Origin of the sequence: Streptomyces sp. NPDC101166, from assembly GCF_044768125.1 — a bacterium.
In the GTDB taxonomy this organism is placed as follows: domain Bacteria; phylum Actinomycetota; class Actinomycetes; order Streptomycetales; family Streptomycetaceae; genus Streptomyces.
The window spans coordinates 284,950-304,129 of record NZ_JBIWPF010000001.1 but is presented as its reverse complement, the minus strand read 5'-3'; the positions used below and the strand labels follow the sequence as shown (position 1 = coordinate 304,129).

At 74.8% G+C, this 19,180-nt stretch carries 5 protein-coding genes; 3 read left to right on the top strand and 2 right to left on the bottom strand.

Features of this window, described 5'->3' with window-relative positions; translation table 11 throughout:
• The first annotated feature begins 271 nt into the window (after positions 1-271).
• Positions 272-694: an SsgA family sporulation/cell division regulator gene (locus ACIRS4_RS01345; RefSeq protein WP_404188253.1), complete on the top strand. Its 423-nt coding sequence runs from the start codon at positions 272-274 to the stop codon at positions 692-694.
• 32 nt (positions 695-726) lie between these two features.
• Here ACIRS4_RS01345 and ACIRS4_RS01340 read toward each other — a convergent pair whose 3' ends face one another.
• Together ACIRS4_RS01340 and ACIRS4_RS01335 are read right to left on the bottom strand one after the other, a co-directional pair.
• Positions 727-1,740 carry a Gfo/Idh/MocA family protein gene (locus tag ACIRS4_RS01340; protein ID WP_404188250.1) on the bottom strand — a complete coding sequence of 338 codons (1,014 nt, stop codon included), beginning with the start codon at positions 1,738-1,740 and terminating at the stop codon, positions 727-729.
• A gap of 144 nt (positions 1,741-1,884) precedes the next feature.
• Entirely contained in the window at positions 1,885-2,979 is a 1,095-nt protein-coding gene (locus ACIRS4_RS01335; protein WP_404188247.1) for a chemotaxis protein, read from the bottom strand.
• A gap of 358 nt (positions 2,980-3,337) precedes the next feature.
• On the opposite strand from ACIRS4_RS01335, the gene ACIRS4_RS01330 reads away from it, so the two are divergent.
• On the top strand, positions 3,338-5,047 hold the full coding sequence (locus ACIRS4_RS01330) for a fatty acyl-AMP ligase (RefSeq protein ID WP_404188245.1): 1,710 nt from the start codon (positions 3,338-3,340) through the stop codon (positions 5,045-5,047).
• A 136-nt stretch (positions 5,048-5,183) separates the two neighbouring features.
• Complete coding sequence (locus ACIRS4_RS01325) at positions 5,184-19,112, top strand: SDR family NAD(P)-dependent oxidoreductase (RefSeq protein WP_404188242.1); 13,929 nt, start codon at positions 5,184-5,186, stop codon at positions 19,110-19,112.
• Positions 19,113-19,180: the final 68 nt, after the last annotated feature.

The following is a 19,180-nucleotide window of genomic DNA, read 5'->3' as shown; positions in this document are numbered from 1 at the left end:
CGGGGAGCGGGCCAAGTCGTAGTTCGTGTACGCGACTTGGTGGACCGGAATAGGTGTGCGACGGATGATGCTCAGGTGTTCGACGACCGTGTGTTCAAGGGTGCGCCGCAGGACGGCGGCCTGCCGACGATCCCGGCCCCCCGGATCGTCGGCGCGTGACGCAGGTCACATCAATTCGCCGCCGATTCCGCGTAATGCGAGGGCCCCTTGCGAAGTCCTACAAGCACCACGCCGAAACGGCCGACCTCTCTCACCGCTGCGGAGACCGACCATGGACCTAGCTCACGTCACCGTCCGACAGTCCGCCCGAGCCCGGCTCTTCACCGAGGAGGAGAGGGAGGTGTCCGTCTCCGCGACGCTGCGCTACACCGCCGCCGACCCGCTCGCCGTGCACCTGGACTTCCCGCCCGAGGCCGCGCTCCAGGGCGAGCCGGTCTCCTGGACCTTCGGGCGCACGCTGCTGGAGGAGGGGCTGAGCGGCCCGGCCGGAGGCGGCGACGTGCACATCTGGCCGTGCGGACCGGAGCGCACCGTCGTGGAGTTCCACTCACCGATGGGGCTCGCCCTGCTCCAGTTCGACACCGCCGCCCTGCGCCGCTTCCTGCTCCGCAGCCACGCGGTCGTCGCCCCGGGCAGCGAGGACCTCACGAGTGCGGTCGACCGGGGGCTCGACGCCTTACTCGGCAAGTCCTGAGCCTCCCCCACGCCGGACCGCGCGGTCCGGCCTCAGGCGTAGAGCGCCGGGCGCGGGGCGAGGTCGACCATGACGCGCGCGCCCGTCTCCAGGGCGCGGACCCCGGCCTCGGCGACCGCGGAGGCCGCGTAGCCGTCCCAGGCCGTCGCGCCGGTGACCCGGCCCCGCCGGGTGGCGTCGACCCATGCCTGCACCTCGCGGTCGTAGGCGTCGGCGAACCGGACCAGGTAGTCCTGGGGCACCCGTGTGCCCGCCGAGCCCTCCGTCGTCACCAGCGGCCCGCGGTCGTCGCCGACGCGCACGCTGCCCGACTCGCACACCGCCTCGCAGCGCACCTGGTAACCGAAGCCGCAGTTGACGAAGACCTCCACGTCGACCAGGGCGCCGCCGTCGGTCTCGAAGAGCGCGAACTGCGGGTCCCGCAGCCCCTGCGGCGCGCCCGCCGACGGGCGGGGCCGCAGCACCGTGACGGCGGTCAGCTCCTGGCCCAGCAGCCAGCGGGCCGCGTCGATCTCGTGCGAGACAGAGCTGTCGATCAGCATCGCGCTGGTGAATTCGGGAGGGGAGGAGACGTTGCGGTGGACGCAGTGCAGCATGAGCGGCCGGCCGAGCCCGCCACCGTCCAGCACGGCCTTCAGCCGGCGGTACTCGGCGTCGTAGCGCCGCATGAACCCGACCTGCGCCAGCCGGCGCCCGAGCCGCGCCTCCGCCTCCAGCACCCGCAACGCGCCCGCCGGCTCCGGCACCATGGGCTTCTCGCACAGCACGGGCAGCCGCCGGGCGAAGGCCGCGAGGAGCGCCTCCTCGTGCGCGGGGCCGGGTGAGGCGATCAGGACGGCCTCGACGCCGGGCGCGTCGAGCGCCGCCTCCGCCTCCGCGCGCACAGCGACTCCCTCGATGCCCGCGACGGCTTCCCGCGCGCGGGCCTCGTCGGGATCGGCCACGGCGGCGACCCTGGCGCCGCTCACCACCCGGTCGAGGCGACGTATATGGTCGGCGCCCATGTGTCCGGCGCCCAGTACGGCCACGCCCAGCAGCTCACCCATGTACGTCCGTCCTCCCGGCCCACGGCGGTGATCACGCCGTAGGGTACGTGGCGGGCGGAGAAGGACGCGGGTGGGCCGCGACGGGATGCGGGGGCCGCGCGGACGCCGCGACAGCCGGCGGCGAGCCGGAGTGCTCGGGTGCCCTCAGTAGCGCAGCACCCCCGCGATGCCGTCCGCGTCGCCCAGTGTGCCGTCGGGCAGGAAGCGCACGGCGGCGCCCGTCTCCAGGCACTGCTCGACGATCTCGTCCACGATGTCCTCGCGGGCGTCCAGGTCGCCGCTCTCGGCCGGGATGAGGTGGTCGCCGTCGTCGCGCACGGTGATCCGGTAGTTCTCCTCGACGGCCAGCAGCCGGATCCTGCCCTCCCGCGCGTTCCGCCACAGCTCGTCCACGCCGGCCGCGAAGGTCTTGTGGCCCCGCGCCGAGTCCAGCTCGCGCGTCACCGCGGCCGCGTCCCGCCGGGCCTGCGCGTCGAGCACCGGGCGCACGGCCTGCCACACGGCGTCGGGGGCGGCGTGGGCGAGCCCGCCGTGCGGGACGTGCACCGCGTCGCGGGCGACCCCGCCGAATTCCTCCAGCAGGGAGAGCGCGGCCGGCTCACCGGTGACGTACACCGGCCGCGGGTTGTCGCGCAGCAGCCGGCCGAGGGTGGTCCAGGCGTCGCGCAGGAAGTGCCGGGTGTCCTCGTCGCGGAAGGCGCTGGGCATGTCGCCGACGCGTTCCCGACGCTCGGCGTCGAAGTTCTCCCGGCGTCTGGCCAGCGGGAATCCGCCGCGGCGCTCCTCGACGACCCGGTCGACGCCTCCGTTCCACAGCGTGACGCGGTCGGCCGAGACCGACAGCACCCAGAACGGCCGCCCGGCGGCCTGAGCGGAGACCAGGTTGCGGGTGAGGAAGGTGTCGGCCAGGACGACACGCTCCGGAACAGGCCTGGCCAGCGACCACACCTGGTACTCGCCGGGCGCCGCGAAGATCGCCAGACCGTCCTCGGTGTGCGACAGGTCCACCTCGGCCAGCGCGCGGTCGAGCTGGCCGCCGACGTCGGCGCGGCGTTCCCGGGTGACCGACGGGTCGGCTTCCAGCTGCTTCTTCGCCTCGGACACGACATTGCGCAGCCGCACGCGGTCCTCGGCGTTCAGGGGCTCGCGGCGGTGCGTCGGGGTCAGCACGGACACCGCGGGATAGGGCCGGGGGCGGCGCAGTTCGGAGAGGGTCGCGTGGCTGAGTGCGTGCTCCATATCAGCACGATAGGTCCGATTCGCGCCGAGGGCATGGCGGCCGCCGGTGACGGGCGCGCGGGGGTCCGCGGGCGTCGGGAAGATGCTTCAAGGTTCCAGCTTCCATATGGTGCCGGAGCGGAGTCGTTCGTGCACGTGTGCGGCCAACTGTGTTTGGATACACAGGGTTTACACGCGTTCGACATTCCGCACGTGACGGCTTGTTAAGGTGTTACTCGCCAGTAGCAGGCCTGGCGGGGGGAGGGCAACGGTCCGGCGACGGGGGCGGATCGAGGTCACGCGTGTGAGCAGGGTGCGGCGCCCGCATCCCGAACTCCACGCCCCTCGCCACACATTCAGACAGGTGAGATTCGTCAACATGGTTCGTTCCCTGGTCGATCTGCTGACCACGCACGCCACGCACCAGCCCGACCGGACCGCCTACCGCTATCTCCTCACCGGTGACCCGGACGGAGAGGTCCAGGAGATCTCCTACGCCCGCCTCGCCACCCGCTCACAGGCCGTCGCCGCCTGGCTCCAGGACCGCGGACTCGCCGGTTCCCGCGCGATGCTGCTCTACCCGCCGGGCCTGGACTTCATCAGCGGATACCTCGGCTGCCTCGCCGCCGGGGTGGTCGCCGTGCCGGGCGTGCCCCCGCTGGGCCGGTCCCGCAACCACCGGGCCCTGACCCGGACCAAGCGCCTGATCGCCGACGCCGACGCCAAGGTCATCCTCGGCGGCCGCGAGGTGATGGACGCACTCGCCGCGATGACCGAGCACCTGCCCGAACTCGACGGCATCACCCGCGTGGCCACCGAGGACATACCCGACGAGGCGGCCGCGTCCTGGCGCGCCCCCGACCTCACCGCCGACTCCGTCGCCTTCCTCCAGTACACCTCCGGCTCCACCTCCGCTCCCCGCGGCGTGGTGATCACCCACGGCAACCTGCTCGACAACGAGCGGGTCATCGCCGAACGCATGGGTCACACCCCGGACGTGATCGAGGAGTACGGCCACGAACTGTTCGTCAGCTGGCTGCCGGTCTACCACGACATGGGCCTCATCGGCCCCGTCCTCAACACCGTTCACCTCGGTGTCACCGCGACCCTCTTCTCCCCGCTGCACTTCCTCCAGCGCCCAGACCGCTGGCTCAGAGCCGTCAGCCGCTACCGCCCGCACACCAGCGGCGCCCCCAACTTCGCCTACGAACTGTGCCTTCGGCACGCCACCCCCGAACTCGTCGACGAACTCGACCTCGGTTCCTGGAAGGTGGCCTTCAACGGCGCCGAACCGGTCCGGGCCGCCACCCTGCGCAGGTTCACCGAGACCTTCGGCCCGGCAGGCTTCCGCCGCGAGGCCTTCTACCCCTGTTACGGCCTGGCCGAGGCCACCGTCATGGTCACCGGCGGCACGGTGGCGGCGCCCCCCGTCCTGCTGGAGCCGGCCGACGGCGACACCGACGCCTCCGCCGTCGGCTGCGGCCGGCCCGGACCGGGCCTCACCGTCGTCGTCACCGACCCCGACGGGCCGCGGGAACTGCCCGAGGGCGAGGTCGGCGAGATCTGGGTGCGGGGCGCCAGCGTCGCCAAGGGGTACTGGCGCAACGCCCTCGCCACCCGCGAGCACTTCCGTGCCGCCCTTCCCGGGCACGAGGGGCGCTTCCTGCGCACCGGCGACCTCGGGTTCCTGCGCGACGGCGAACTCTTCGTCACCGGCCGCAGGAAGGACCTGATGGTCATCGACGGCCGCAACCACTACCCGCAGGACCTGGAACTCTCCGCCGAGACGTCCCACCCCGCCCTGCGGCCCGGCTGCACCGCCGCCTTCTGCGTGGACAGCGGCGTCGACGGTGAACTCGCCGTCCTGGTCGCCGAGGTGGACCCCGACGCGGCCGGCGAGGCCGAGAAGATCGTCGACCAGGTCCGGGGCGCCATCGCGGACGCCCACGGGCTGTCCCTGCGCGACGTCGTCCTGGTCCACCCCGGCACGATCCCCAAGACCTCCAGCGGCAAGATCCAGCGCCGCGCCACCCGCACGGCCTACCTGGACGGCGCGCTCTCCTTGATCGGCGCACCCACCACCGGATGACGACGGCCGCCGCCGGACCGCTCGTCCGTACCGGCGGCGCCCACCCGGCCTTCGCGGTCCGCCCCTTGCCCCGGCCCGCGCCCTTCACGGCGTACGGCTCCCGCCGCGCACCCCTTTCCCGAGGACTCCCTTCCCGATGCCTGCGAACCCGTCCCAGCCCGAGACCCCCGAGCCGCTTCCGACGAGCGCCGAAGGCGCGATGCCGGCCGTGGACGTGTCGACCGCCGAGGGCGTGCGCGCCTGGCTGACGGCCGCCGTGGCCGAGGTCGCCGGTCTCGATCCGGCGGGCGTCGGCGCACACCGCCCGATCGCCGAACTCGGACTGGGATCCAGACAGCTGGTCGCGCTGGGAGCGGACCTCGCCGAGCGGACCGGCCGCACCCTGGACCCCTCCCTCGTCTTCAACCACCCCACGATCGCGGAACTCGCCGACGCCCTCTTCGAGGAACGGCCCGTACGGCCCGCCGTCTCGGGCGCGAAGGACGCGAAGGACGCGAAGGACGCGAGGGACGCGACCGCGCAGCCGTCGCCCGCCGCGACGGGCGACGACATCGCCATCGTCTCCATGGCCTGCCGGCTCCCCGGCGGAGCCGACGACCCCGAGGCGCTGTGGCGGCTCCTCGACACCGCCCAGGACGTCATCTCCGAAGCGCCCATCGGCCGTTGGAACACCCGCGATCTCCTCGACCCCGACCCGGAGGCCACCGGCAAGGCCTACACCCTGCGCGGCGGCTACCTCGACGGCATCGACCGCTTCGACGCCCCCTTCTTCGGCGTCTCCCCGCGCGAGGCCGCCGCGATGGACCCGCAGCAGCGCCTCCTGCTTGAGACAGCCTGGGAAGCCCTCGAACGCGCCGGCATCGTCCCCGACGCCCTCGACGGCAGCTCGACGGGCGTCTACATCGGCCTCTACGACAGCGGATACCTCTCCGCGGCCTCTCTCGGACAGCTCGACGGGCACGTCGGCACCGGCTCCGCCGCGAGCGTGGCCTCCGGACGCATCGCCTACACGCTCGGCCTGCAGGGGCCCGCGGTCACCGTGGACACCGCCTGCTCCTCCTCCCTGGTCGCCCTGCATCTCGCGGCGCGGGCCCTCGCGGCGGGGGAGTGCGACCTCGCCCTGGCGGGGGGTGCGACCCTGCTGGTGACCCCGCGCGCCCACGTCGAGTTCAGCCGGCTGCGCGGACTCTCGCCGTCCGGCCGGTGCAGTCCCTTCTCCGCCGGCGCGGACGGCGTGGTGTGGGCCGAGGGCTGCGGGCTGGTGCTGCTCAAGCGGCTCGCCGACGCGCGCCGGGACGGCGACCGGATCCTCGCCGTCGTCAAGGGCACGGCCCTCAATCAGGACGGCCGCAGCCAGGGGCTCAGCGCCCCCAACGGGCCCGCCCAGGAACGGGTGGTGCGGGCCGCCTTGGACGCGGCCGGGCTGCGCCCGCAGGACATCGACCACGTCGAGGCCCACGGCACCGGCACCCGGCTCGGCGACCCGATCGAGGGCGGCGCGCTCGCCGCCGTCTTCGGGCCCGGCCGCCCCGCCGACCGGCCCCTGGGCGTCGGCTCGCTCAAGTCCAACCTCGGGCACACCCAGGCCGCGGCGGGCATCGCCGGGATCATCAAGACGGTGCTCGCCCTCACCCATGAACGCATGCCCGCCTCCCTGCACGCGGGCACACCCACCGAGCACATCGCCTGGGAGGGCAGCGGGCTGCGCCTGACCACCGACGCCGTGCCATGGCCGCGCAGCGCGCACCGGGTGCGGCGGGCCGGCGTGAGCGCCTTCGGGATCAGCGGGACGAACGCCCACGTGGTGCTGGAGGAAGCGCCGCAGGACGACCGGCCCGCGCGAGCGAAGTCCCCCGATTCCCCGGCAACCCTCCTCTTCCCGCTCTCCGCCCGCAGCCTCCCAGCCCTGCACCGCCAGGCCCGCCGGCTGGCCGACGCCCTGCGCGAGCAACCCGGCACGCCCCTGACCGCCGTCGCCGCGACCCTCGCCCACCACCGCACGCACTTCGAGCACCGCGCCGTCCTCCAGGCGGTCGGCCACCGCGAACTCCTCACGGCCCTGGACGAGTTGGCCGACGGTCGACCCGACCCGGAGCGCGCCGCGGGCCCGCGGCGCAGCCTCCCGCCCGGCAGAATTGCCTTCGTCTTCCCCGGCCAGGGCTCCCAGTGGACCGGAATGGCCCGCGACCTGCTCACCCGCGACCCCGTGTTCGCCGACGAACTCGACCGCTGCGACGGCGCGTTGCGCCCCTTCACCGAGTGGTCCGTCACCGCCGTGCTGCGCGGCGACGCCGGCGCCCCGTCCCTGGACCGCGTGGACGTCGTCCAGCCGGTCCTGTTCGCCGTGATGGTGTCCCTCGCCGCCGTGTGGCGGGCCCGGGGCGTCAGACCGGACGCGGTCATCGGACACAGCCAGGGCGAGGTCGCCGCGGCCTGCGTCGCCGGGGCCCTCAGTCTCAACGACGCGGCCGCCGTGGTCGCCCTGCGCTCACAGGCCCTGACCGCCCTGTCCGGCACCGGCGCCATGGCCGTCGTCGCCCTCCCGCACACCGAGGTCGAGGCCCGGCTCGCGGACCTCGACGGGCGGGTGTCCGTCGCCGCCGTCAACAGCGGCCGCTCCACCGTGATCGCGGGCGAGGTGGCGCCACTCGAAGCGCTCCTCGACGAACTCGACCGCGCGCAGGTGTTCGTCCGCCGCCTCGACGTCGACTACGCCTCCCACAGCGCCCAGGTCGAAGCGGTCCGCACCGACATCATCGACGAACTCGACGGCGTGACCGCCCTCCCGACGTCCGTCGCCTGGTACTCCACGGTGACCGGCGAGCCCGTCGCCGACGAGCTGGAAGCGGACTACTGGTACGCCAACCTGCGCGAGCCCGTCCGCTTCGCGCCCACCGTCGCACGCATGGCGGCCGACGGCTACCGCTGCTTCGTCGAACTGAGCCCGCACCCCTCACTGTCGACGGCCCTGCGCACCGTGGGCGAGGAGACCGGCCACGACCTGCTCGCCGTCGGCTCACTGCGCCGCGACGCGGACGGTCCCGCCTGCCTGGACCGCGCCGCGGCCGAACTCCACGTCCACGGCCGGGACATCGCCTGGCGCCGTGTCCTCCCTGAGGCGCGACCCGTCCGACTGCCCACCTACGCCTGGGACACCGAGCGGCACTGGACCGAACCCGAGGGCGCCGCCGGCCCCGCCGGGCTCCTCGACCGTGCCGACCACCCGCTGCTCGGCATCCGGCTCCGGTCCGCGGACGAGACCCGCTGGACCTTCCGGGGTGAGTGGTCCCCGGCCACCGCCGACTGGCTGCCCGACCACACCGTCTTCGGGCGCACCGTCGTCTCGGGCACGACCCTGCTCGAACTGTGCCGCGCCGCGCTCGCCGAGGCCCGCCCCGACGGCTCCGGCGACGTCACCGGCCTGCTCCTCCTCGCCCCCTTCGTCCTGCCCGCCTCCGGCACCGTCGAGGTGTCCGTGGAGGTGACCGCCGACGGCCCCGCGCCGGAGGTCACCGTGCACAGCCGCCCCCGCGGTCAGGAGTCCGCCGGGTGGACCCTGCACGCCACCGCGTCCGGCGCCGACCCGGCCCCGGAGACGGAGGACCGGCCCCCGGCCTGGCCCGAGGACGCGGCACAAGCCTGGACCCCGGACGCCTACGAACGCCTCACCGGCATCGGCCTCGGCTACGGCCCCGTCTTCCGGGGCGTAAGGGAGGCGACGCGGACCGGGGAGGGACGCCTGCTCGCCCGGCTCTCCCTGCCCTCCGCAGCCCGCGACGTGAGCGACCCCTACCCCGTCCACCCGGCGCTGCTGGACGCCGCCCTCCACGCCGCCGCCGCACTCGACGCCCGCGACGACCGGGTGCTGTTGCCCGTCGCGGTGGGCCGCTGCTCCCTGCCGCCCGGCGGAGCCGCCGACCTGACCGCGGTCGTGCGCCGCACCGGCGGGACGGACACCGACCTCACCCTCGACGTCACCCTGTGGGACGCCGACGGCTTCCCGGCCGGCCGGCTGGAGGACGTACGGCTGCGCGCGGTGACCCCGGCGGACCTCGGCGCCGGCTCGGAGAACGCGCGCCACCTGTACGAGGTGGCGTGGACGGCCGTCGAGCCCGCGAAGTCCCCGAGCCCGGCGGACGCCGCCTGGACCGTCGCGGGCGAACCCGGCGCCGCACGAGCGCTGGAGGCAGCCGGGCTGCGAGTGGTCGACACCGGCGCGGACATCGCCGTACGGTTCTGGCCGTCGCCCGGGGCCGGTACCCGACCGGAAGTCGCTGCCCGGGAGCTGGCCGCTGCCGCCCTGGCCGAGATCCAGGCCCTCCTCGCTCTCCCGCCCGAGCGGGCGCCCGCCCGGACGGTGTGGGTGACGCGGGGGGCGGTCGCGACCGGCGAGTCGGACGCCGTGCCCGGCCTCGCACAGTCGGTGCTGTGGGGACTGGCGCGCAGCGCCCGGGCCGAACACCCGGGCCTCGGGCTCACGTTGCTCGACATCGACCTCGACCCCGACGGCGGGGTGGAGGCCCTCCGAGCCGCCGTCGCTCTCCCGGAGGAGCCCGAACTCGCCTGTCGAGGGACCGAGTTCCTGGCGCCACGACTGATCCGCGCCCGCGCCGCCGACCGAGGCGCCCTGCCCGTCGACGGGACGGTCCTGATCACCGGCGGCCTCGGCGCCGTCGGCCGGCACATCGCTCGTCTGCTGGCCGAACGCGGCGTGCCAAGAATGGTCTTGACGTCACGTCAGGGCCCATCGGACCCGCGTTCCGCCTCGACTATCGCCGAACTCGCCGCCCTGGGCGCGACAGCGGACGTGGTCGCCTGCGATGTGGCCGACGCCCAAGCGCTGGCCGCCGTCCTCACCGACGTCGGGACCTCGCTGCGCGGAGTCGTGCACTGCGCGGGCGTCCTGGACGACGGTGTGATCGCCGAGCTGACCCCTGAGCGGCTCGCACGGGTGCTGCGGCCGAAGGCCGACGGCGCCGCACATCTGCACCGGCTCACGGCCGGGCTCCCGTTGGAGACGTTCCTGCTGGTGTCCTCCGCCGCGGGGGTGCTCGGCGCCGCCGGTCAGGCGAACTACGCCGCCGCCAACGTCTTCCTCGACCAGCTCGCCCACCACCGGCGCGCCCAAGGGCTGCCCGGCACATCCGTCTCCTTCGGAGCCTGGGCCGGTGAGGGACTCGCCGCCGAACACGCGGACCTGGACCGCATGGCCCGCCTCGGCCACCGCGCCCTCACCCCCGACCAGGGCCGCGACCTGGTCGAAGTCTCCCTGCGGCGCGGCGCACCGCACCTGGTCGCCAGCGCCTTCGACCTGCCGCGGCTGCGCGAGACGGTCGCCGCCGGCGGCGGGACCGCACTGTGGCGCTCGCTGCTGCCCGCGCCCCGCACCACCGGCCGCGACGCCCGCCTCGCCGACCGGCTGGCCGCGCTGCCCGAGCCCGAGCGAGCCGACCGCGTCCTCGCCCTGGTCCGCGAGGAGGCCTCCCGCGCCCTCGGCCTGCGCTCGGCGCAGGCCGTGCCGCCGGACCGGCCGCTGCGCGACCTCGGCATGGACTCCGTGACGGCGGTCGAGCTGCGCAACCGCATCGGCGCCCGGCTGGCCGTCAAGCTCCCCGCAACCCTGCTGTTCGACCACCCCACCCCGGACCGCCTGACCCGCCACCTGATCGAGGACGCCCTCGACGGCCGACACCCCGAGAGCGCCGACACGCGAGCGGCCACGACGGCAGCGGCCGGGACCGCCGGGCCGTCGGCCGACGAGCCGATCGCCGTCGTGGCGATGGCCTGCCGGCTCCCCGGCGGCGTCGACGACCCGGACGGTCTGTGGCGGCTCGTGGCGGAGGGCCGGGACGCCGTCGGCCCCTTCCCCGCCGACCGCTGGGACGTGGAGTCCCTCTACGACGCGGACCCGGACGCCCCCGGCAAGTCCTACGCCCGCGACGGCGGCTTCCTGGACGACATCGGCTCCTTCGACGCCGGCTTCTTCGGCATCACCCCGAAGGAGGCCGCCGCCATGGACCCCCAGCAGCGGCTGCTGCTGGAGATCGCGTGGGAGGCCCTGGAACGCGCAGGCATCGTGCCCGCCGCCCTCGCCGGCAGCACCACCGGGGTGTACGTCGGCATGTTCGGCAGCGACTACCTGGCCGGCACCCGCCTCGACCAGCTCGACGGATACGTGGGCACCGGCTCCGCCCTCAGCGTGGCCTCCGGCCGGCTCGCCTACGCGCTCGGCCTGCACGGCCCCGCTCTCACCGTCGACACCGCCTGCTCCTCCTCCCTGGTCGCCACCCATCTCGCGGCCCAGGCCCTCAGGTCGGGGGAGTGCGATCTGGCGCTCGCGGGCGGCGTCACCCTGATGGTGACACCGCAGACCTTCGTGGAGTTCAGCCGGCTGCGCGGACTGTCCCCGACCGGGCGGTGCCGGTCCTTCTCCGACGACGCCGACGGAGCGATCTGGGCCGAGGGCGCGGGCATGCTCGTCCTGAAGCGGCTGAGCGACGCGCGGCGCGACGACGACGAGGTGCTCGCTGTGCTGCGCGGCACCGCCGTCAACCAGGACGGCCGCAGCCAGGGCCTGTCCGCGCCGAACGGCCCCGCCCAGGAACAGGTGATCCGCCGCGCCCTGGAGCTGTCCGGGCTCACGCCCGCCGACATCGACCTCGTCGAGGCCCACGGCACCGGCACCACCCTCGGCGACCCGATCGAGGCGGGCGCCCTCTCCCAGGTCTTCCGCGCCGGCCGACCCGCGGACCGCCCGCTCCACCTGGGCTCCCTGAAGTCCAACATCGGCCACACCCAGGCCGCTTCGGGCGTCGCCGGGCTGATCAAGGTGGTGCAGGCACTGCGCCGCCAGGCCCTTCCGGCCACCCTCCACGCCGACACCCCGAGCCGCCATGTCGACTGGGAGGACAGCGGACTGCGGCTCCTCAGCGAGGCCCGGCCCTGGCCGGCGACGGCGGAGCGGGTCCGGCGGGCCGGTGTGAGCGCCTTCGGAATCAGCGGGACCAACGCCCATGTGATCGTGGAGGAGGCGCCCCCCGTCGAGGCCCGCCCCCCGGCCGATCCCGGCCTCGCCCCCGACGCCGACGCCGAACCCGGATCCCGTTCCCCGGGACGGCTGTTCGTGCTGTCCGGGCACGGTGAGACAGCGGTCCGGGCGCAGGCCGCGCGGCTCACCGCGTACCTCACCGAGGACACCCCGCTGCCCGATCTCGCCCACACCCTCGCCAGGCACCGCAGCCACTTCGAGCGGCGGGCGGCCGTCGTCGCCGGAGATCGGGACGAACTCCGCACCGCGCTGGACGCGTTGGCGTCCGGCCGGGCCCCACTGGCCGCGCCCCGTGTGGAAGGGCCGGGAAAGGTCGCCTTCGTCTTCCCCGGCCACGGCGGCCAATGGGCGGGCATGGGGCTGGAGTCGTACGCCGAATCGCGGGCGTTCCGGGAGGAGATGGACCGGATCGACGCGGCCGTGCAGCGGCACGTCGGCTGGTCGGTGCTCAACGTGCTGCGCGCCCCCGAGGAGTTCTCCCCGCTGGAGCGCACCGAATACCTCCAGCCCGCGCTGTTCGCGGTCAACGCGGCGCTGGCCGCCGCCTGGCGCGCGCTCGGCGTCACCCCGGACGCCGTGGTGGGTCACAGCCTCGGCGAGGTGTCCGCCGCTTACCACGCCGGCGCCCTCACCCTCGACGAGGCCGTGACGGTGGTGACCGGACGCGCCCAGGCCGTCGTCCCCCACGTCGGACACGGCGGCATGGCCGCGGTGGACCTGCCGCACAGGGAAGTGGAGGAGCTGCTCGCCCCGTTCGCGGGACGGCTGTTCGTCGGCGCCGTCAACAGCGGCCGCTCCACCGCCGTCTCCGGCGAGGCCGACGCCCTGGCCGAGCTGGACCGGCTGCTCGTGGAGCGGGACGTCGCCGTCCGCCGGCTGTCGACCCCGTTCGCCTCGCACAGCCCGCTCATGGAACCGCTGCGCGACGAACTCCTCGACCGCTTCTCCGCCGTCCGGGGCGCCCCGGCGGACACCCCGCTGTACTCGGCGGTCCTCTCCGAACCCGTGCCCGGCGACAGCCTCGACGCCGCCTACTGGTACGACAACCTCCGTAGGCCCGTCCGCTTCGCGGACACCGTGCGGCGCATGCTCGACGACGGCTACCGCTGCTTCGTCGAGCTCAGCCCGCACCCGTCCCTCACCGCCGCCGTCGAGGCCGTCGCCGCGGAAGCCGGCGTCGACGCGGTCGCCGTCGGCTCACTGCGCCGCCGGCAGGACGGCCGCGCGGTCCTGTTGCGCCGGGTCGGCGAGCTCTACACCGCCGGGCACACCCCCCACTGGCCGGCGCTGTTCCCCCACGGCCGCAGACTCGACGCGCCCACCTACGCCTTCACCCGCGAACGCCACTGGATCGCCCCCGCCCCGGCGACCCCGTCCGGCGGTTCCCCGCTGCTCGGCACGCACATCGAGGCCGGCGACGAACCGGGCCGGCACTTCTTCCAGACCGAACTCGATCCACGCGACAGCCGCTTCGCCTACCTCACCGACCACAAGGTCGGCGGCGAGGTCTGGCTGCCCGCCGCCGCCTTCCTCGACATGGCCGTGGAAGCGGCCGCGTCGGTGGGCGACGGCGACGAAGTGCGCCTGGCCGACGTGGGGTTCGTCCGACCGCTGCGCCTCGACGACGACAATCCCGTGCGCTTGCAGCTCGTCCTGCGGCCACAAGAGGAGAACGGAACACGGGAGTTCACGGTCTCCTCGGCGGGCGTCGACGGACGCCGCTGGGAGATCCACGTCACCGGCCGGATCGTCCCCGGCACAGGCACAGGCACAGGCACAGGTGCAGGCACCGAGGTCGTGCCCGCGCCGCGTCTGGACGAGACGCGCGCCGCCTGCCCGGACAGCGTCCGACTCGACGACCTCTACGCCCGGTTGGGCACTCTCGGCATCCACTACGGGAGCGCCTTCCGCAACCTGGAATCGGCTCACCGCGGTCCCGCCGCTGCCGTCGGCCGCCTCGCCGAGCGTCCCGCGGCCGGTCATCTCCTCCATCCCGCCGTTCTGGACGCCGCCTTCCATACCGCCGCCCTGCCCGCGAACGCTCCCGAGGGGCGGGCGTTCGTCCCCGCCGGCTTCGGCCGCGTCCGCGCCACCGGACGCCGTGGCGCACCCGTCTGGACGAGCTGCGAACTGCGGTCGGCGACGGGCGACACCGCCACCGTCGACCTGCGACTGTGGGACGCCGACGAAGAACTCCTCCTGGAGATCACCGACTTCCGCCTCGCCGCTCTCTCCCCGCTGGACGGCGCCCTCTTCGAGACCCGCTGGCAGCCCCGGCCGGCCGCCCAGGCCACGCCCGCCGAGGGCGGCTGGCTGCTGCTGGCCGACGGGACGGGAGCCGACGCGGCCGGAACCGGTGCCACCGGCAACGGCGAGACCGTGACCGACGGGATGGGCGTCGCCGCGGATCTCGCCTCCCGCCTGGCCGCGTCCTCCGTGCCCTACGTTCTCGCCCGCAGGGGCGCCGAGTTCGGCGTCGAAGGCCCCGGGCGCTACGTCCTCGACCCCGCCGACCCGGCCCACCTCGCCCGTCTGCTCGACGAGGCCTTCCCCGAGGCCCCGCCGGCCCACGTCGTCCAGCTCGGCGCGCTCGACGCCCCGGCCGTCGCCGACGCGCCGAGCGCCGAGGAGGCGGCCCGGCGGTGCTGCCTGAGCACGCTGCACCTTGTGCGCGCGCTCACCGACCACCCGCGCGGCCGCGCCCCGCGCCTGTTCGTCGTGATCCGAGGCAGCCAGGCCGCCGGGGACAGCGAACAGGTCACCCACCCGCAGCAGGCGCTCGCCTGGGGCTTCGGCCTCGCGGTCGCGCAGGAGCACCCCGAGCTGTCGACCACCCTCGTCGACCTGCCGCCCACCGGCGGAGCCGACGCCCTGTGGATCCAGCTGCGGCACGCCGACGACGAACGCCTGGTCGCACTGCGGGAGCCGGGCCGACTCGTGCCCCGCCTGGCCCGCACCCGCCCCGACAGCGGCGGCCCCGGCCTCGCCCCCGACGGCGTCCATCTGATCACGGGCGGCCTGGGCGGCCTCGGCCGTGTCGTCGCCGAGCGGCTGGTCCGGCGCGGCGTCCGCCGCCTCGCCCTGATGAGCCGGGGCGCCCCCGCCCCGGAGGCTGAGGACTGGATCCGCGGCCTGGAAGAGCGCGGCGTCACCGTGCACCTCGCCCACGCCGACGTGGCCGACCGCACCGGACTGACGGCAGCCGTGGACGCCGTACGACGTGAAGCCGGACCTGTCGTGGGCATCGTGCACGCGGCCGGCGTCCTCGACGACGCGACGCTCGCGAACCTGACCGACGAGCGGGTCCTGCGCGTCCTCGCACCGAAGGTGCTGGGCACCGCACTGCTCACCCGACTCGTCCCAGAAGCCCAGAACTTGATCCTGTTCGCGTCGGCGGCCGGGCTGCTCGGATCACCCGGCCAGAGCCCCTACTCGGCGGCGAACGCGTTCCTCGACGCCTGGGCCCACCACCTCTCGCACACCGGACGGCGGGCGCTCAGCCTCGACTGGGGCGCCTGGTCCGGCGTCGGCATGGCCGCCGAGTCCGACGTCCGCGCCGCCGAGACGGGGCGCTCCGGGCTGATCGCCTTCTCTCCACACGAGGGTGGCGAGCTGTTCGACCGCGTACTGGACACATCCCGCCGCCAACTCGCCCCCATGGCACTGGACTTCACTCTTCTCGAACTGGACCCGGACGCGGTCCGCGCCCGACCGGTCCTCGCCGGGCTGGTCACCGCCCCCACCGCGAGCGGTGACGCGGACGGACTGGTGCGCAAGGTGTTCGCCGCGACGACCGACACCGACCGCGTCACCTGGCTCGAGGCATACGTCCGCGCCCGTGTCGGCGAGGTCTCCGGCGGCCTCGTCGACACCTCCGCGACCACCGCGCTCAAGGAACTCGGCCTGGATTCCCTGATGCTGGTGCGGCTGCGCAACGCCTTCGCCCGTGAACTCGGTGTGGAACTGCCCACGGCGAAGATGTTCGCCGCCGCCGACGTCCGGAGCCTCGCGCGAACCCTGGCCGCCGCCCTGCCCGACCGGGCGGCCGACCGGACCGTCGCCGGCCCGGGCCCCGCCGCCGTTCCGGGGGCCCGCGCGGGCGACGTCCCGCAGGCGGATGTGCCGGAGAGCGAGACCCACCCCGCCACCCGTGACGTCGTACGCCTGCTGCGCAGCGCCGTCCCCGGCATGCCGCAGGCCGCCCACGCGGTCGGTCTCGCCGTACGCCTCACCGTGCCCACCGACCGCGAGACGCTCGCCGGCATCGTCACCCGCCTCGCCGCACGCCATGCCGCCCTGCGCACGGCCGTCGTGACCGGTGCCGAGGGGCGGGAGCTGAGAGTCGTCCGGGAGCTCGAACAGCCGCTGCTGCGCTGGACGACCGTGTCCTCGGAGGCCGAACCGGGCGAGCGGCTGCGGGAGTTGCTGGAGCCGCCGTTCGACCTCGCCACCGCCTCCTTGTGGCGGTTCGAGCTGCTCGACGCCAAAGACCGGGGCCAGACCCTGGTCTTCGGCGCGCACCACGCCGTCAGCGACCTGCAGTCCCTGCTGCTCGTGACGAGCGAGATCGACGCCGAACTGGCCGGCGTCCCGCTCGGCGGCGACCCCGTCAACCGGGACGTCCACCTCCTGATCGCCTCCCAGCGGGACGCCGAGGGCGCCGTGAGCGACGACTGGCGCGAGGCCTTCGAGGGCGTCGAACGACTCGACCTGACGCTCTCCACGCCCCGCCCGGCCGAGCGGTCCTACCGCGCCGGAAGCGTCACCCTTGCGCTGCCCGACGGGCTCATGGACCGAGTGTCGAAAGCCGCGAGCCGTCTCGCCGTCACACCCGCCGCCTTCTGCCTCGGCACGCTCACCGTGCTGCTGGCGCGCGAGCGGCAGAGGGAGCGGTTCGCGCTCGCCGTGCCGGTGGACACCCGTGTCCACGCCGACGCCTTCGACGCGGTCGGCTTCTTCGGCGTGCCGGTGCCCTTCCCGGCCGAGGCGCGGGCAGCGGAGCCGGTCGAGGACGTGCTGCGCCGCACCGACGGCCGGCTGCAACGACTGCTGGCCAAGGGCGCCATGTTCTCGGACGTCCTCGCCACCCTGGCCCGCCAGGGGCTCCACCGGGCGAACGCGCCGCTGGTGGAGGTCTACTTCAACTTCGTCCGCCACGGCGGCAGCCTGCACAACCTCGACGTGCTGCCGGCCGGGACGGGCTACTCCGATCTCGACCTGATGGTCACCCTCACCCCGGACGCCGACCGGGTCCGGCTCGACCACAACCTCGACATCCTCGACGCGCGGGCCGCGACCGGGCTGGGGGAGCGGTTCCTGCGGCTGCTCGGGGAGGCGGCGGACGACGCGTCCGGGCCGGTGGGACCGCTTGCCGCCGAAGGCCCGCAGTCGGCGTCGAGGCGGACCGGCACCGTGTCCTCGATCGCCGAGCGGCCCCGCGCCCTCGCCCTCGCCGCCACCTTCGCCCTCGGCCACCTCCCGCCGATGTGCGAGGCGGCCCTCGCGAGCGGCGGGGCGCCCGTCGGCCTCACGGTCGCCGAAGCGCCGTACCACCAGGTGCTCGCCGCCCTGCGCGACCCCTCGGGCGTCTTCGCCGACCCGGCGACGGCGGCGGGCGTCGTGCTGCTGCGCGCCCGGGACCTGGAGCGGTTCGGCCCGGTGGACGACGGCCTCCTCGCCGAACTGCGCGCCCAGTACCCGGCAGCCCTGCGCGCCGTGGCCGAACGCACCCGCAGGCCGCTGATCGTCGGCTTCACGCCCTCGGCCGGCGGTGACGAGCGCCTCGCGCGCTGGGAGCGCGGGATCGCGGACGAACTCACCGGCCTGCCGGGCATCGCCGTGCTCGGCCCCGACGACTGGACCCGCCACCACACCGTCGAAGAACGCTTCGACGAGCGCACCGAGCGCCTGGCTCATCTGCCCTTCACCCCGCCCTTCCAGGCGGCGGTCGCCCTGACCCTCGCGGAGACGGTCCGGGCGGCGCTGCGGCCCGCGCCGAAGGTGATCGCCGTCGACGGCGACGAGACGCTGTGGAGCGGGGTCGCCGGGGAGATCGGCCCCGAGGCCGTCGACCTGTCCGGGCCGCGCGCCCTGTTCGCCCGCCGTCTGCTCGCCTGGCGCGAGGCGGGGGCGCTGCTCGCGCTGGTCAGCAACAACGACGAGGAGACCGTCCGCGCCGTCCTGGACCGGCCCGACAGCCTGCTCGAGGCCGACCACTTCAGTGTGCTCTCCGCCGCCTGGGGCCCCAAGCCGACCCGTCTGGCGGAGGCTGCCCGCTCCCTCGGCCTCGGCGTGGACAGCTTCCTGTTCCTGGACGACAACCCGGCCGAGATCGGCAAGATGCGCGCGGCGCTGCCCGAGGTGCTGTCGGTGACCGTGCCGCCACGGGACCGGCTGGAGAGCTTCGTGAACCGGCTGTGGCCGCTCGTGCCCGCCGCGGCCACGGCCGAGGACGGGCTGCGGGCCCGCTTCTACGACCAGGAGCGGCGACGGGACGCCGCCCGCGAACAGGCCGGCTTCGCGGAGTTCCTCGGCGGACTGGAACTCGAGGTCGACGTGCGCGCCCTGGGCGAGGACGACGTACGGCGGGCCGACCAGCTCGTGCACCGCACCAACCAGTTCACCCTGCGCGCCCGGTCGTCCGACGGCGGCGACCTCGAACGGTGGCGGCAGCGCGGTGAGGTGTGGACGGCCGCCGCCCGCGACCGTTTCGGCGACTACGGGCAGATCGGACTGCTCGCCGTGCGCGCCGAGGGCGACCGACTCGACGTGCTGGCCTGGCTGATGAGCTGCCGCGCCCTCGGACGGGGCGTCGAGGAACGGCTGTTGGGCTGGCTCGCCGACCGAGCCGACGAACTGGGTTGCGTGAAGGTCCGGTTGACGGCGGAACGCACCGCGCGCAACGCTCCCGCCCGCCGGATCGTGGCCGCCCTCGGGGGCGGCCGGCCGGACGACGAACGGCTGGAGGCCGTGGTCGCACCGGAACACCTGAGGGCGTTCCGATCCTGGGAACAGTGAGGACCCCGCGCCGCCGCTGCGCGGCGCGGACGAGGAAGGACCGTGCACACCGTGAAGGGCTCCGATGC

Coding starts and splice junctions, on each gene's coding strand:
- ACIRS4_RS01335 (WP_404188247.1), bottom strand. CDS start 2,979: ATGGAGCACGCACTCAGCCACGCGACCCTCTCCGAACTGCGCCGCCCC.
- ACIRS4_RS01340 (WP_404188250.1), bottom strand. CDS start 1,740: ATGGGTGAGCTGCTGGGCGTGGCCGTACTGGGCGCCGGACACATGGGC.
- ACIRS4_RS01330 (WP_404188245.1), top strand. CDS start 3,338: ATGGTTCGTTCCCTGGTCGATCTGCTGACCACGCACGCCACGCACCAG.
- ACIRS4_RS01345 (WP_404188253.1), top strand. CDS start 272: ATGGACCTAGCTCACGTCACCGTCCGACAGTCCGCCCGAGCCCGGCTC.
- ACIRS4_RS01325 (WP_404188242.1), top strand. CDS start 5,184: ATGCCTGCGAACCCGTCCCAGCCCGAGACCCCCGAGCCGCTTCCGACG.